This window comes from Streptomyces spectabilis (assembly GCF_008704795.1).
Lineage (GTDB): Bacteria > Actinomycetota > Actinomycetes > Streptomycetales > Streptomycetaceae > Streptomyces > Streptomyces spectabilis.
This window is the reverse complement of sequence record NZ_CP023690.1, coordinates 2,389,147-2,404,954: the sequence shown is the minus strand read 5'-3', so window position 1 is coordinate 2,404,954 and position 15,808 is coordinate 2,389,147. Positions and strand designations below refer to the sequence as shown.

The window sequence follows — 15,808 nt, the reverse complement described above, 5'->3', positions numbered from 1 at the left end:
CTCCGATGTCCGCACGCCCACCCGCCTGCCGCGGCCCGCTGCATCTCGCCGCCGCCGTGGACCTGCCCGGCGCCCACGACGCCGCGCCCTTCGTCGAACTCGCCCGGCTCGCCGAGCACGGCGCCCTCGACTTCGTGACGCTCGGCGACGGCTTCGCCCGCCCCGGGCTCGACGCGCTCGCCGTGCTCTCCCGTGTCGCGCCCGCCACCGGCCGCGTCGGCCTGGTGCCCACCGTCACCACCACGCACACCGAGCCCTTCCACGTGCAGGCGGCCGTGGCCACGCTCGACTGGGTCAGCCACGGCCGGGCCGGCTGGACCGTCGACGTGTCCACGACCGAGGCCGAGGCCAGGCTCTTCGGCCGCCGCCGGGCGGCGCCGCGCGACGCGCTGTGGCGCGAGGCGGGCGAGGTCGCCGACGTCGCCCGGCGGCTGTGGGACAGCTGGGAGGACGACGCCGAGATCCGGGACGTGGCCACCGGCCGCTTCGTGGACCGGGACAAGCTGCACCACGTCGACTTCGAGGGGGCCGCCTTCTCCGTGCGCGGGCCCTCCATCGTCCCCCGGCCGCCGCAGGGCCACCCCGTGGTCGTCGTCGACGCCACCGCCGAGCACACCCGCGACGTGGCCGTCCGGTACGCGGACGTCGCCCTGGTCAGGGCCGCGAGCCCGGCCCTCGCGGGCGCCGCCCGCGCCGATCTGCGCGCCCGCGCGACCGCGGCCGGCCGGGACCCCCGGGAGCTGCGGGTGCTCGCCGCGCTCGTCGTCGACCTCGGCGGCGGCGAGCACGCCGCGCAGCCGGGGCACGGCGGCGGCCCGCACCCCACCGCCGAAGGACCGCTCTACCGCGGCGGGCCCGTCGACCTGGCCGACCTCATCGCCTCCTGGCACGCGGCGGGCGCCGCCGACGGCTTCCACCTCACGCCCGTGGAGCCGCGGCGCGACCTGGAGCGCCTGGTCAACGGCACGGTCTCGCTGCTCCAGCACCGCGGTCTTTTCCGCACCTTCTACCCGGGCGCCACGCTCCGGGAGCACCTGGGCCTCACCCGGCCCGCCAACCGCTACGCCGCGCACGCGGGGGAGGCGTCATGACGGCCGGTACGCACGGGTCCCCCGCGCGCAGGCGGATCCACCTCGCCGCCCACTTCCCCGGCGTGAACAACACCACCGTGTGGGCCGATCCCAGGTCGCGCTCGCAGATCGCGTTCTCCTCGTTCGAGCACCTGGCCCGCACCGCCGAACGCGGGCTCTTCGACTTCTTCTTCCTCGCCGAGGGCCTCAGGCTGCGCGAGCACAAGGGCCGCATCCACGACCTGGACGTCGTCGGCAGGCCCGAGTCCCTCACCGTCCTGAGCGCCCTCGCGGCCGTCACCGAGCGGATCGGCCTGGCCGCCACGGTCAGCGCGACCTTCAACGAGCCCTACGAACTGGCCCGCAGACTCGCCTCGCTCGACCACCTCAGCGGCGGCCGCGCGGCCTGGAACGTCGTCACCTCGTCCGACGCCTTCACCGGCGAGAACTTCCGGCGCGGCGGCTTCCTCGACCGCGCGGAGCGCTACACGCGCGCCGCCGAGTTCGTCGCCACCGCACGGGAGCTGTGGGACTCCTGGGCACCCGGGGCGGACGGCGCCCCGGGCGGGCCGCGGCCGTTCGCGCACAGCGGGCGGCACTTCACCATCGCGGGGGAGTTCGGCGTGGACCGGCCGCCGCAGGGCCACCCCGTCGTGATCCAGGCGGGGGACTCGCCCGAGGGCCGCGAGTTCGCCGCGTCGGCCGCCGACGTGGTCTTCACCCGGCACGGCACCCTGGAGGAGGGCCGCGCGTTCTTCGCCGACGTCAAGGGCCGCCTCGCCCGCTACGGCCGCCGGCCCGAGGACCTCAAGATCATGCCCGGCGTCACCTTCGTCCTCGGCGACACCGCGGCCGAGGCGCAGGAGCGGGCCATCGAGATCCGCCGCCGCCAGGTCTCGCCGCAGAACGCCCTCCTGACCCTGGAGCAGGTGTGGGGCGTCGACCTGTCCGCGTACGACCCGGACGGGCCGCTGCCCGACATCGACCCGGACCCGGACCCGGACCCGACGCTCGTCCAGGGCCGCGTGCGGATCGGCGACCGGCTCGCCGTCGCCGAGAAGTGGCGCGCGCTGTCCCGCGCCAAGGGCCTGTCCCTGCACCAGACCGTCATCGAGACGACGGGGCGGCAGTCCTTCATCGGCACGCCCGCCGCCGTCGCCGAACAGCTCGACGAGTTCGTACGGACCGACGCCGCCGACGGCTTCATCCTCGTCCCGCACCTGACGCCGGGTGGCCTCGACGAGTTCGTCGAACGGGTGGTGCCGCTGCTCCAGGAGCGCGGCGTGTTCCGCACGGAATACGAGGGCGCGACGCTGCGCTCACACCTCGGGCTGCCCGAGCCCGCACGGAAGGGCTGATCACCATGAGCACGACCAACACCAGCGAGGACACGCTCCGGAACTGGCAGCAGTGGCACGAACAGCGCGTCGAGACGGTGTCCGCGCCCTACGGCCCGCTGTCCCTCACCGGCACCCACTGGCTCGCCGACCACCCGGACGGCGCCCTGCCGGGCCTCGGGGGCCACTGGGCCGACGACGGCGACGAGCTGGTCCTGACCGCGGCCGCCGATGACGGCCTCACCCTCGACGGGCGGCCCTTCTCCGGCACGGCCCGGCTTACCGCGGACCCCGGCCCGGTCGCCGCCGCGCGCCTCGCGCTCGGCGAGCGCCGCCTCGTCGTGCTGCGCCGCGAAGGCCTGTGGGCGGTGCGCGACTTCGACCCCGGCGCGCCGGCGCGCCGCGCCTTCGCCGGCATCGAGGCCGCCTCGTACGACCCGCGGTTCGCGGTGGAGGGCCGCTTCACCCCGTACGGGCAGGACCGCACCGTGCGGGTGTCCAACGCGGACGGCGTGGAGCGCGGGCTCGGGCTCGGCGGCGAACTCGCCTTCCACCTCGCCGGGCGGGACCACACGCTCCAGGTGAGCGTCGAGGCCGACGGTTCGCTGTGGGCCGTCTTCGCCGACGCCACCAGCGGCGGGTCCAGCTACCGCTTCCGCTTCCTGCGGCCCGCCGCGCCCGGCGCCGGCGGCCGGGTCACGGTCGACTTCAACCGCGCCCTCCTTCCGCCGTGCGCGTTCGCCGACCACTTCATCTGCCCGTTCCCGCCGCCCGGCAACACCCTGACCGCGGACATCGCCGCGGGCGAGCGGCACGTGTCGCTGCGCTGAGCTGGGGCCCCGGTGACGTGGGCCGGTGGTGCGGCACCGGGGCCGCCCTGCGCTGCGCGGGTTCTGCCGCCAGGGGCCGTCGGTTGGCTGCTGCTCTGTCGTGGCTGGGCGCGCCCGCGCGGCGGAGCCGCTAAGAGACACGGCCCCGCGCCCCTACGGGCGCTGAGATCTGGCCTCGGCGACCGGAAACGGGCCCTTGTGCGATGTGACACCCCGCCGAATACTCCCGTGCAGCGCTTGTCAGGGGCACGGCTAACCGGAATCGGTTGTGCCCGCATGGCTGCGCCTCACGGGCCCGGCCCCCACGGGCCCCCTGACTTCCCTCGGGAGGAACCAGCAGTGAGGATCAAGCGCACCACCCCCCGTGGCGGCACAGCGAGACACTCCCGCACGGTCGCCGTCGCGACCGGCCTCGTGGCCGCCGCCGCCCTCGCCGTACCCGCCGCCAGCGCCGACGAGGCGCGTACGTACAGCGCGTCCGACCTCACGGCGGCCAGTGACGCCGTCCTCGAAGCGGACGTGGCGGGCACCGCCTGGGGCGTCGACGCGAAGACCGGGAAGGTCGTCGTGACCGCCGACAGCACGGTCTCCGCGGCCGAGATCGCCGCGCTGAAGCAGGCCGCGGGCGACAAGGCGGGCGCCCTGAAGATCGAGCGCACGCCCGGGAAGTTCCAGAAGTACGCCTCCGGCGGCGACGCCATCTACGCGGACAGCTGGCGCTGCTCCCTGGGCTTCAACGTCCGCAACAGCAGCGGTGCCTCCTTCTTCGTGACCGCGGGCCACTGCACCGACGGCGCGGGCACGTGGTGGGCGAACTCGGCGAAGACCACCGTGCTCGGTACGACGGCGGGGTCCAGCTTCCCCGGCAACGACTACGGTCTCGTGCGGTACACGAACAACTCGATCTCCAAGCCGGGGACCGTCGGCAGCCAGGACATCACCCGTGCCGCCAACCCGACCGTCGGCCAGAACGTGACGCGCCGCGGTTCCACCACCGGCACCCACACCGGCCGTGTGACCGCCCTGAACCAGACCGTCAACTACGGCGGCGGCGACGTCGTGAGCGGCCTGACGCGGACCACGGTCTGCGCCGAGCCCGGCGACAGCGGCGGCCCGCTCTACGCCGGCTCCACCGCGCTCGGTCTGACCTCCGGCGGCAGCGGCAACTGCTCCTCCGGCGGCACGACGTTCTTCCAGCCGGTCGTCGAGGCGCTGAACGCGTACAACGTCAGCGTGTACTGACGCCGCACCTCCAGCTGTTCCCGACGAGCCCCCGCCCGACTCCCGGGCGGGGGCTCTCCCTTGGCGTGCCGGGGGCCTCGCCCTCGGATGGGCGGCGCGTTACCTTCGTACTGCATGCCCTGTTCGCCCCATGAGACCCCCGGGGGCCGTCGTGGTCGAGGAACTGGTGGCGGCCGGAGCGGCCGTCGCGTCCGCCGGAGCGGTGTACCTGCTGTCCGCCGCGCGCGTCGTCAAACAGTACGAGCGGGGCGTGGTGCTGCGCCTCGGGCGGCTGCAGCGGGCGGTGCGCGGGCCGGGCTTCACGATGATCGTGCCGCTCGTGGACCGGATGCGCCGGGTCAACATGCAGATCGTGACGATGCCGGTGCCCGCGCAGGAGGGCATCACCCGGGACAACGTCACGGTGCGCGTCGACGCCGTCGTCTACTTCAAGGTGGTCGACGCGGCGGAGGCCGTGATGCAGGTCGAGGACTACCGGTTCGCGGTCTCGCAGATGGCGCAGACCTCGCTGCGCTCCATCATCGGCAAGAGCGACCTGGACGACCTGCTCTCCAACCGCGAGAAGCTCAACCAGGGCCTGGAGCTGATGATCGACAGCCCCGCCATCGGCTGGGGCGTCCAGATCGACCGCGTCGAGATCAAGGACGTCTCCCTGCCCGAGACCATGAAGCGCTCCATGGCCCGCCAGGCTGAGGCCGACCGCGAACGCCGCGCTCGCGTCATCAACGCCGACGCCGAACTCCAGGCCTCCAAGAAGCTCGCCGAAGCCGCCAAGGAGATGTCGGAACAGCCCGCCGCCCTCCAACTCCGCCTGCTCCAGACCGTCGTGGCCGTCGCAGCCGAGAAGAACTCCACCCTCGTGCTGCCCTTCCCCGTCGAGCTGCTCCGGTTCCTGGAGCGCGCGCAGGCGGGTCCCGGCCCCGGGCCGTCGGACGCGGGCCGCCCGGCACCCTCCGCCGCCCCGCCGGAAAGCGGAGTGGAATCTTCAACCATCGGCCCTGCCGCGCCCTCCGGCACCGCCGAAGCATCGGAATCGAGACAGGACTAGTCCTCACCCGCTGCCCATCACCCCCTCGCACCCGGTGTTTGCAACGGGGACCGGCTCCGGCGCGACTAGGCGTGACCACGCTGGGTCAACAGGCTTGGGGCGGCGGTGTGTTGCCGTGCGGGCGTCCTGAAGTCGACCTTGTGTGCGAGCTGTGGGGCTGGGAATAGTGGGCCGCGTCCTATTTGGCATGGACGCGGCTTCACCAAGGTCGCGCCGCCATGCGCTCACGCTTTCCGGCCGCCGAGGTCCCCACACCGGAGCGGGCCGCCCCCCCACAGGAGGACATGAGTTGAAGCACCGACGCATACCCAAGCGGCGTGCCGCCATGGCGGGCGCGGGCGTCGTCGCCCTGATCGGCGCGGCAGTCACCTTCCAGACTGCGAACGCGAGCGACGACACGCCCACCCCCACACCGGACACGCTGTCGGTGGCCCAGGCCGGAAAGCTCGCCTCGTCGCTCGACCGGGAGCTGGGCGCCGACGCCGCGGGCACGTACTACGACGCCCAGGCCAAGCAGCTCGTCGTGAACGTCCTGGACAAGGACGCGGTGCGCACCGCCGAGTCGGCGGGCGCCAAGGCCAGAGTCGTCGAGAACTCCCTGGCCGAGCTGAAGAGCGCCCGCTCCACGCTCAGCGGCAAGGCGTCGATCCCCGGCACGTCCTGGGCCACCGACCCGGCCAGCAACAAGGTCGTCGTGACCGCGGACCGCACGGTCAAGGGCGCCGCGCTCCAGAAGCTGGACGCGGTCGTGAAGCAGCTCGGCGGCAAAGCCGAACTCCAGCGCTCCAAGGGGGAGTTCAAGCCCCTCATCGCGGGCGGTGACGCCATCTTCGGCGGCAGCAGCCGCTGCTCCCTCGGCTTCAACGTGGTCAAGGACGGCGCCCCGCACTTCCTGACGGCGGGCCACTGCACCGAAGCCGTCTCCAGCTGGTCCGACAAGCAGGGCGGCTCGGCCATCGGCGAGAACGCGGGCTCCAGCTTCCCCGACAACGACTACGGCATCGTCAAGTACAGCGGTGACACGGCCCACCCGAGCGAGGTGAACCTCTACAACGGCAGCACACAGAAGATCACTAAGGCGGGCGCGGCGACCGTCGGCCAGCAGGTGCAGCGCAGCGGCTCCACCACGAAGCTGCACGACGGCAAGGTCACCGGCCTGGACGCCACCGTGAACTACGGCAACGGCGACGTCGTCAACGGCCTCATCCAGACCGACGTCTGCGCCGAGCCCGGCGACAGCGGCGGCGCCCTCTTCGCGGGCGACACCGCGCTCGGTCTGACCTCCGGCGGCAGCGGTGACTGCTCCGCCGGCGGCGAGACGTTCTTCCAGCCGGTGCCGGAGGCCCTGGAGGCCTTCGGGGCGAAAATCGGCTGACGCCTGGTTTGGTGCTTGAGGGTCCCGGAAACCTTTCGGTTTCCGGGACCTTCCGCATTTCCGGGAGCGCGCCGGGCGGATTTAAGCAGCGGGGTTGAATAATTCCCCTTCCCTGAATTCCCAAGGGGTGACGCGCGTAGACGTCTGGCGAAAGTCAAGGCGTGCGGCACTGCTGACCTTGCTAAGCAAGGAGCAAGAGGGTTCAGACCTTCCATGGTGCGGATGCGTGATGCAGATCTCAATGCGGGCAAGATGCCCGTTTGGCCCCTCTATGGGGCCCTGGAATGTTGCGCCCCTGTAAATCTCCGCAGCATTCCGGAAATGTCTTCTGTGGAGGATTTGCAAGGGCGCCGTATTGCTGGCTCTAATGATGCGCACCCCGACGCGGGAAACCTCCGCGTCCGCACGTCATCAGGAGTTGGGCAGCATGGCCGACGCGCCACGAACCGAGCCCCGCGGCCCGCTCGCGGCGGCCGTCGGCGCCTTCCGCAGGGACCGCGTCGGCCTCGCCGCGCTCGGCGTGGTGGTCCTCTTCGTGCTGCTCGCGCTCGCCGCGCCGCTCGTCGCCGCGCTCTACGGCAAGAACCCCACCGAGCACTACGGCCAGAACGAGGCCGGGCTGCTCAGCCCGGAGGGCCTGCCGGTGCTGCCCAACGGCGGCATGTCCGGCGAGTTCTGGTTCGGCCTCGAGCCGGGCCTCGGCCGCGACGTCTTCACCCAGCTCCTGTACGGCATCCGCACCTCGCTGCTCGTCGCGGGCGCCGCCATCGCCGTGATCGCGGTCCTCGGGATACTCCTCGGCGTGACCGTCGGCTATCTGAGCGGCCTCGCCGACCGGGTCTTCACCTTCGTCTGCAACGTGCTGCTCGCCTTCCCGACGCTGCTGCTCTTCCTCGCCCTGAGCCCCATCGTGCAGACCCGCTTCGTCGACCCCGGCGAGAACGAGCCCGCCTGGATGCAGTTCACCGTCCTGGTGCTGATCTTCGCCGCCTTCGGCTGGGTGCCCCTCGCGATGGTCCTCAGGACGACCGTGCGCTCCCTGCGCGAGCGCGAGTTCGTCGAGGCCGCGCGGGCCGTGGGCGCCTCGCGCCGCCACATCGTGCTGCGCGAACTCCTGCCGAACGTGTGGGCGCCCGTCCTCGTGCACATCACGGTCGCCCTGCCGGGCATCGTCACCGCCGAGGCCGCCCTGTCCTTCCTCGGCGTGGGCATCAGCGAGCCCATCCCCGACTGGGGCCGCATGATCGCCCGCGGCTCCGAGGTCTTCTACGACGACCCGACCTACATGATCTTCCCCGGCGTGACGATCCTGCTCTTCGTCCTCGCCTTCAATCTGCTCGGCGACTCCGTACGGGACGCGCTCGACCCCCGTACCGGCCGCTGAGACCCGGCGCGCCCGCGCGCCACCCTCAACCCGCACCATCCGCAATGGAGTTCACCATGCCCAGGATCACCTCGCGCACCGTGGCCGTCCCCGTCGTCGCCGCCGCTTCCGCCATGCTCGTGCTGTGCTCCTGCTCCGCCGGGGCGGGCTCCAAGAGCGATGCGGCCGCGCCCCGCGAGGAGGCCGACCTGGTCGCCGGGGTGGGCAGCGCCAAGGACAGCGCGGGCCCCGCGCCCGCCGTCGCGGGCGCCGCGAAGGGCGGCACGATCCGCGTCGCCAACCTGCGCGACTTCTCCCATCTCGACCCGCAGAAGATCTACGCGGGCGAGGCGTACAACACCTCGCTCCTGTGGGGCCGCCAGCTCACCCAGTACCAGGTGGTCGACGGCAAGCCCAAGCTCGTCGGCGACCTCGCCACCGACATCGGCAAGTCCTCCGACGGCGGCCGCACCTGGACGTACAAGCTCAAGGACGGCCTCGCCTGGGAGGACGGCAAGCCGATCACCTCCCAGCACGTCAAGTACGGCATCGAGCGCACCTTCGCGCCCGGCTTCGAGGTCGGCCCGCCCTACTGGCCGCAGTGGCTGACCGGCAAGCCCGACCTGGCCCAGGCCCGCAAGGTCTACGGCGGCCCCGAGAAGGACGGCGACTTCGACCGCATCGAGACGCCCGACGCCAAGACCGTCGTCTTCCGCTTCCACAAGCCGCAGTCCGACGTGCCGTTCATGGCCGCCCAGTCCTCCTCCTCGCCGGTGCGCCCCGACAAGGACACCGGCACCCGCTACGACCTCAAGCCGTTCGCGTCCGGCCCCTACCGGATCGTCGAGCACCGGCAGAACCAGTCGCTGACCCTGGAGAAGAACCCGCACTGGAAGGCGGAGACCGACCCGATCCGCCACCAGTACGCCGACAAGTTCGAGTTCACCTTCGAGAAGAAGGAGCTCAACACCGCCCAGGAGATCCTCAACGGGCGCGGCGACGGCGCCGACACCGTCACCACCAAGAACGAGTTCCCGCCCGAGCTGATCGGCGAGGCCGAGCGCGACCCGAAGAAGAAGGACCTGATCGTCGACGGCCGGCGCGGCGCGTTCACCTACCACCTGATCATCCGCAACGACCGCGTCGCGGACCCCGAGGTCCGCAAGGCCATCCACTACCTGCTGCCGCGCCAGCAGGCGCGCCAGGCCCTCGGCGGACCGCGCGTCGGCGACATCGCCACCACGTACTCCTCGCCCGCCATCGTCGGCTGGGAGAGCTACGACACCCACCCGGTCCGGCCCACGGGCGACATCGAGAAGGCCAAGCAGCACCTGGCCAAGGCCAAGAAGAAGGTCAAGCGCCTCTCGTACGCGTACGAGTCCACCGCCGTCAACGACCGCATGGCGCAGGTCCTCGTGGACGCCTTCGCCAAGGCGGGCATCGAACTGGTCGCCAAGCCGCTGCCGCTGCCCGCGTACACCAACGAGGTCCTGCGCGGCGCCGACCCGAAGTACGACCTGTGGATGTCCGGCTCCTCCGTGGACTGGCCGACCCCGGCCACCGGCGTGCCCTACCGCTTCGACAGCCGTCGTGACTCCCTCGACAACGACCCGCGCTACAAGAACCCGGCCGTCGACAAGGAGCTCGACCGCATCGCCAAGATCGGCGACGCGACGAAGAAGGCCAAGGAGCTGATCGCCCTGGAGAAGAACACGATCATGAAGGACGTGCCGGTCGTGCCGTTCCTGCACCAGCGCGTGCAGCAGGTCCGCGGCGCCAACGTCGGCGGCGCCTTCATCCACCCGATCTACGGCACCATCAGCCCCGCCTGGCTGTACCTGAAGAAGTCCTGACCCATGCTCGCCTACGTCATCCGACGGGCCCTGCAGGCGGTCGTGGTCCTCCTCGCGATCTCCGCGACCGCCTTCGCGCTGTTCTACGCGGCGCCGTCCGACCCGGCCGTCATCGCCTGCGGCCCCAAGTGCGACGCCTCCCAGATCGCGGCGGTGCGCGAGTCCATGGGCCTGGACGAGCCGGTCCTCGCGCAGTACGCCGACTATGTGCGCGGCCTGTTCGCGGGCCGCACCATCGCGGACGTCGACGGCACCCCGATCGCCTGCGACGCCCCCTGCCTCGGCTACTCCTACGCCCTGCACGAGCCCGTCCGCGCGGCCATCACCAGCCGCTTCCCGGTCACGCTCTCGCTCGCGGCGGGCGCGCTCGCCGTCATCCTGGTCGTCGGCGTCGGCGCGGGCTTCGTGTCCGCGCTGCGCCGCGGCAGGCCCACCGACCGCCTCCTGTCCGCCTTCACCCTGGTCGGCGCCAGCGTGCAGATCTTTTTCCTCGGCTACGCGCTCCAGTACCTGCTCGTCTACCGGACCGGCTGGTTCGCGCTGCCCGGCTACACCTCGCCCGGCGACGACCCGGGCGCCTGGCTCGCGGGCCTGCTGCTGCCCTGGCTCGTGCTCGGCTTCGTCAACGCGGCCGTCTTCGCCCGGCTCTCCCGCGCCCAGATGCTGGAGGTCATGCACGAGGGCTACGTCCGCACCGCGCGCGGCAAGGGCCTCAGCCCGCTGCGCGCCCATCTCAGATACACCGCGCGCGGGGCCGCTCCGCCCCTGGTGCAGCTCCTCGGCCTGGAGGTGGGCGCGCTGCTCGGCGGCGCGTTCATCACCGAGACCGTCTTCGGGCTCAGCGGCGTCGGCAAGCTCGCCGTGGACGCCGTCGTCCAGAACGACCTGCCGACCGTCGTGGGCACCGTGCTGCTCGCCGCGTTCTTCGTCGTGGTGTTCGTCGCCGTCGCCGACCTCGTGGTCGCGTGGCTCGATCCGAGGGTGAGGCTCGCATGACCGCCCCTGCTCCGAAGGGCGCCGCTCCGCAGGCCGCTCCCGCGCTGCGCGTACGCGATCTGAGCGTGACGTTCACCGGGCCGCGCGGCGCCGTCACCGCCGCCGATGGCGTCACCTTCGACCTGGCGCGCGGTGAAGTGCTCGGCCTGGTGGGGGAGTCGGGATCGGGCAAGTCCACCGTCGGCCTGGCCGCCATGGGCCTGCACGACCCGGCGCGGACCCGCGTCACCGGCAGCGTCCAGGTCGGCGGCACGGAGGTCGTCGGCGCGTCCGACGCGGCGCTGCGCGCGCTGCGCGGCTCCCGGGTGGCCATGGTGTTCCAGGACGCCCTCGCCGCCCTGTCCCCCTTCCACTCGGTGGGCGCGCAGCTCGCCGAGGCCTACCGCGTCCACCACCGCGGCGCGTCGCGCGCGGAGGCCGGGGACCGGGCGGTCGACATCCTGGAGCGGGTCGGCATCGCCGCCGCCCGCTCCCGTGAGTACCCGCACCAGTTCTCCGGCGGCATGCGCCAGCGCGTGATGATCGCGATGGCGCTGATCAACAGCCCGGACGTGCTCATCGCGGACGAGCCGACGACCGCGCTCGACGCCCGCGTCCAGCGCCAGGTCCTCGACCTGCTCGACGAGTTGCGGCACGAGCACGGCACCGCCGTCGTCCTGGTCACCCACGATGTGGGCGTGGTCGCGCACGCCGCCGACCGCGTCCTGGTCATGCGCGACAGCCAGCAGCTGGAGCTGGGCCCCGCCGAGCGGGTGCTCACCGCCCCCGAGCACCCCTACACCCGCGCCCTGATCGGCGCGGCCCCCACGCTCGCCACCGTCCCGGGCACCCGTCTGCCCACGGTCGACGAGCCGGAGCCGAAGCCGCGCACGGCCGCTCGGGGCCTGGTCACGCCCCCCGAGCGCCCGCTCGCCGAAGTCGCCGGGCTGCACGTCGAGTTCGGCGGCGGCCGCACCCTGCTCGGGCGGCGCCGCGAGCCCGCCCGCGCGGTGCGCGGCGTCAGCCTCCAGGTGCGCGAGGGCGAGACCCTCGGCCTGGTCGGCGAGTCCGGCTCCGGCAAGTCCACCACCGCCCGGGTGCTCGCCGGGCTCCAGCGGCCGACCGCGGGCGAGGTCCGCTTCGACGGCCGCGACATCTCCGGCGCCGCCGGCTCCGCCGCGCTGCGCCGCGCGCTCAGCCGCGAGGTGCAGCTGGTCTTCCAGGATCCGTACGCCTCGCTGAACCCGCGGCGCACCGTGCAGGAGATCGTCACCACGCCGCTCAGGGTGCACACCCGGGCCGGCGCGGGCGAGCGCCGCGAGCGCGCCGCGGAACTCCTCGAACAGGTCGGCCTGTCCGCCGACCACCTGGACCGCTACCCGCACGAGTTCTCCGGCGGCCAGCGCCAGCGCATCGGCATCGCCCGCGCGCTCGCCCTGCGCCCCCGGCTGATCATCGCGGACGAGCCGGTCTCCGCCCTTGATGTGTCCGTGCAGGCACAGGTCCTGAACCTGCTGATGGACCTGCGCGACGAGCTTGGCCTCTCGCTCCTGTTCGTCTCGCACGACCTGGCCGTCGTACGGCACTTCTGCGACCGGGTCGCGGTCATGCGGGGCGGCACGGTCGTCGAGACCGGCACCCGGGACGAGGTCTTCGGCCGGCCGAGCGCCGCGTACACCCGCGAGCTGCTCGACGCCGTGGTCTGACCTGCCCCTACGTCCCGGACCACCGCCCCGTGGAGGGGGCGGGACGGTGGTCCGGGCATCCGAAGGCGGTGCCCCGCCCCCCCTCACCGGGGGGCGGGGCACCGCCGTTTCGCGTACCGGGATCAGCAGGTGCCCGCCGGGCGGGCCCGGGTCACCAGGTCCGTGTGGCCCGTCGTGCCGTCGATCCACACGACGCGCTTGCCGGTGTCGGCGGCGTGGCCTGTCTGCTCACCGCGGTTGCAGGAGACCCGCTTCAGGCCCTTGCCGTCCAGATCGGTCTGGACGAGCTTGGTGAGGTTGCCGTTGCTCCAACCGCGCTGCGGCTGCCACTGGGTGAGGGTGACCGCCGAGTCCGAGGCGTCCACGTTCCAGAAGTACGCGCTGTCGGAGTCCTCGGGGACGATGTCGGTCAGGCCCGTGCCGTCGAGCTTGGCGCGGCGCAGGCCCATGCGGTTGTCGTCGGCGATGTCGTCGACCAGCCAGTACAGGTACGTGCCGTTGATCGCCGGGGTCGCGATGCCTCCGTGGGCGCCCTTGGCCGGGACCAGGGTCTGCTTGCCGGTCCTCACGTCCGTGATCTCCGTGGAGATCTGCTGGTAGCCGTCCTTGTCGACGTACACCTTGGCGTAGCCGAGCTTGTCGCCTTGAATCGAGGGCAGGGCGGTGGCCACGTCGTAGCGGCCGCCGTCCACGAACACCGGCTCGCGCTCGCCCTTGCGCAGGTACGCGACCCGCTGCTGGCCGTGCGGGCTGGACTCCTGCCAGGTCACCGCCGAGCCCGAGACGTGCACGTTGGCGACGGTGGTGCCCGCCGACCACAGCTTCTTGACCGGGCCGCCGGCCAGCGGCCGGGACAGGACCTCGACGCTGGTGGGGCCGTACGCCACCCAGGCCACGGTCCTGCCGTCGGTGTCGGGGTAGACGTGGTAGCGGCCGTCGTTGGGGCTGATCAGCTTCTTCGCGCCCTTGCCGGCGGTGCGGCCCGCCCAGACGGAGAAGGCCTCCTGGCCCTCGTCGTCGGACTTCGACGCGGCCCACCAGCCGCCGCCCGCGCCCGCGCCGGTGTTCGGAAGGCGGCCGCCGACGCGGGTGGCGTTCACGTCGCCGAGCAGCTTGTCGGAGTCGGCGCCGATGGCCTTCTCCCAGCCCTTGGTGATGCCGTGCGCGTCGAAGGCCCGGTGCACGGCCCGCAGCTTCGCGCCCTTGACCCCGAGGTCCTTGGCCGCGGCGACCACCGCGTTGCGGGCGTCGGTGTAGCCGTCGAGCGGCGTCAGGTACGCGGCGAGCGCCTTGTAGACGATCCGGTCGGCCAGGGTGCCGCCGAGGTCCTCACGGATGTCCCACAGGGCGCCCGAGAAGATCGTCGAGTTGAGGTGCACGCCGCCGCTGTCGGTGCCGATGGTGACGCCGAGGAAGTCCTTGGCGGTGGTCCGCCCGTCGTTGAGGTTCCGGAAGGCGCAGTCCTCGGGAGCCTTGGTGCGGCACAGGTCCTCACCGATGAGGGCGGCCTTCGGGTCGCTCATCGGGGTCTTGGAGGCGTTGACGTCGATGGCGTTGCCGAAGTAGTCGGCGACGGCCTCGTTCAGGGCGCCGGACTGGCCGACGTAGACGAGGCCCGCGGTGTGCTCGACGACGCCGTGCGTCATCTCGTGGCCCACCACGTCCAGGTCGGCGGAGAGGGTCTTGGTCTCCTCGTCGCCGCCGCCGTACACCATCTTCTGGCCGTCCCAGAAGGCGTTGACGAACGGGAACCCGCCGTCGGTGACGCCCACCAGGGAGTTGATGGCCATGCCCTTGTCGTCGAGGCTGTCGCGGCCGTGCTTCTTCTTGTAGTAGTCGTAGACCTGCCCGGCCGCCCAGTGCGCGTCCACGGCCCCCGACTCGGTGGCGTCCTTGCCGAACTCCTCGGTCTTGGAGGCCACTTCGGAGATGCCGCTCGGCCATCTGCCGGACGCGTCGTTGGCGTCGACGCCGCGCGCGTCCCAGGTGGTCAGCGCGTTCTTGCTGCCGCCCCACTGGTGGCGGTAGTCACGCAGCTGGTACGCGCCGGACGCCTTGTCCCGGGTCAGGTCGAGGCCGACCTTCGTACCGTCCAGCTTGACGCCGCTGCCCGTCGTGCCGGGGAAGTCGGCGTCGTCGGCTATGGACTGGATGCCCGAGTACTGGAGCACCGGGAAGCCGGAGGCGGCGTCGACGTACACCTCCTGCTTGACCGGAGCGCCGCTCACGGGGTCGGTGCCGGTGACGGTGACGTGGTACGTCAGGACGCCCTTGCCCTGGGGCAGGACGACCAGGCCGTGCGAGGCGCCGGAGAGCGGGGCGCCGCCCCTGCCGGTGCGCTTCTCGGCCTTGCTCCTGGCCTTGGCGGCGGACGGCCCGGGGGTCAGCTTGGTCAGGCTGCCCGTGCGGCCGTCGCCCGCGGCGGTCGCCGCGACGGCCCGCGCGATCGCCGTCTTCTCCGCGACCTGGGCCTTCGTAGCGACCGTCAGACCCGTGAAGTACTTGCCGGAGGTGCCGGTGACGACCCGGTCGCCGTCCTTCTTCTCCATTCGCACCAGGTACTGACCGCCGAGGACCGGCAGGCCCCGGTGCTTCTGCTGGAAGCGGACCGTTTCGTCGCCGCCCTGCGTCAGCGTCTGCTCGGCCGTCAGGTCCCGTGCCGGGTCCGCGATCTCGTAGCGGTCCTTCTTGGCCGCGAGGTGGCCGCGGGCCGCGGCGGCCGGGCTGCCCGAGTCCTTGGCGGCCTCCTCGATCCCGTCCACCAGGGCCGGGGTCCTGGTGCCCGCGCCGGGGACGACCTCGGTGGCCGGTCCCCGGGGCGTCTCGTCGTCGGCCTGCGCCGCCGGGACGCCGGACGCGAGCAGTGCCGCCGCACCCAGGAGCGCGGCGCCCCCGGATATCCGGGCCCGTCTGCGTGACTTGCTCATGTTCCCCTCCACACGCCGAAAAGGCGCACGTCAACCGAGCGCACGTCATGTACGTGCGTCAGCCATGCAAGTCGTTGCCCGA

Annotated in this window: 11 protein-coding genes; 10 read left to right on the top strand and 1 reads right to left on the bottom strand. The window is 72.5% G+C overall.

Annotated elements, in window-relative coordinates; all coding sequences use genetic code 11:
• The first annotated feature begins 5 nt into the window (after positions 1-5).
• From CP982_RS10235 to CP982_RS10190, 10 genes are all read left to right on the top strand, one after another.
• Complete coding sequence (locus CP982_RS10235; RefSeq protein ID WP_150510229.1) at positions 6-1,091, top strand: LLM class flavin-dependent oxidoreductase; 1,086 nt, start codon at positions 6-8, stop codon at positions 1,089-1,091.
• Positions 1,088-2,428, top strand: a complete 1,341-nt coding sequence (locus tag CP982_RS10230; protein WP_150510228.1) for an NtaA/DmoA family FMN-dependent monooxygenase — start codon at positions 1,088-1,090, stop codon at positions 2,426-2,428. The genes CP982_RS10235 and CP982_RS10230 overlap by 4 nt, the downstream gene beginning before the upstream one ends.
• Positions 2,429-2,433: 5 nt before the next feature.
• Positions 2,434-3,237: a DUF1684 domain-containing protein gene (locus CP982_RS10225; protein WP_150510227.1), complete on the top strand. Its 804-nt coding sequence runs from the start codon at positions 2,434-2,436 to the stop codon at positions 3,235-3,237.
• Positions 3,238-3,576: 339 nt separating this feature from the next.
• Entirely contained in the window at positions 3,577-4,479 is a 903-nt protein-coding gene (locus CP982_RS10220; RefSeq protein WP_150510226.1) for a S1 family peptidase, read from the top strand.
• A 130-nt stretch (positions 4,480-4,609) separates the two neighbouring features.
• Positions 4,610-5,527, top strand: a complete 918-nt coding sequence (locus CP982_RS10215) for a slipin family protein (protein ID WP_150510225.1) — start codon at positions 4,610-4,612, stop codon at positions 5,525-5,527.
• Positions 5,528-5,816: 289 nt separating this feature from the next.
• The gene (locus tag CP982_RS10210; RefSeq protein WP_170316398.1) at positions 5,817-6,902 is read left to right on the top strand and encodes a S1 family peptidase; all 1,086 of its coding nucleotides are present in this window, start codon (positions 5,817-5,819) and stop codon (positions 6,900-6,902) included.
• A gap of 427 nt (positions 6,903-7,329) precedes the next feature.
• Complete coding sequence (locus CP982_RS10205; protein WP_229879032.1) at positions 7,330-8,286, top strand: ABC transporter permease; 957 nt, start codon at positions 7,330-7,332, stop codon at positions 8,284-8,286.
• Positions 8,287-8,342: 56 nt separating this feature from the next.
• Entirely contained in the window at positions 8,343-10,118 is a 1,776-nt protein-coding gene (locus CP982_RS10200) for an ABC transporter substrate-binding protein (RefSeq protein ID WP_150510222.1), read from the top strand.
• Between the two features lie 3 nt (positions 10,119-10,121).
• Complete coding sequence (locus CP982_RS10195) at positions 10,122-11,114, top strand: ABC transporter permease (protein ID WP_150510221.1); 993 nt, start codon at positions 10,122-10,124, stop codon at positions 11,112-11,114.
• Positions 11,111-12,799 (top strand): dipeptide ABC transporter ATP-binding protein, encoded by a 1,689-nt coding sequence (locus CP982_RS10190; RefSeq protein WP_150510220.1) that lies wholly within the window; start codon positions 11,111-11,113, stop codon positions 12,797-12,799. Before CP982_RS10195 ends, CP982_RS10190 begins: the two co-directional genes overlap by 4 nt.
• A 122-nt stretch (positions 12,800-12,921) precedes the next feature.
• Here the strand turns inward: CP982_RS10190 and CP982_RS10185 are convergent, their stop codons facing one another.
• Positions 12,922-15,726 (bottom strand): M4 family metallopeptidase, encoded by a 2,805-nt coding sequence (locus CP982_RS10185; protein ID WP_150510219.1) that lies wholly within the window; start codon positions 15,724-15,726, stop codon positions 12,922-12,924.
• Between the last annotated feature and the right edge of the window lie 82 nt (positions 15,727-15,808).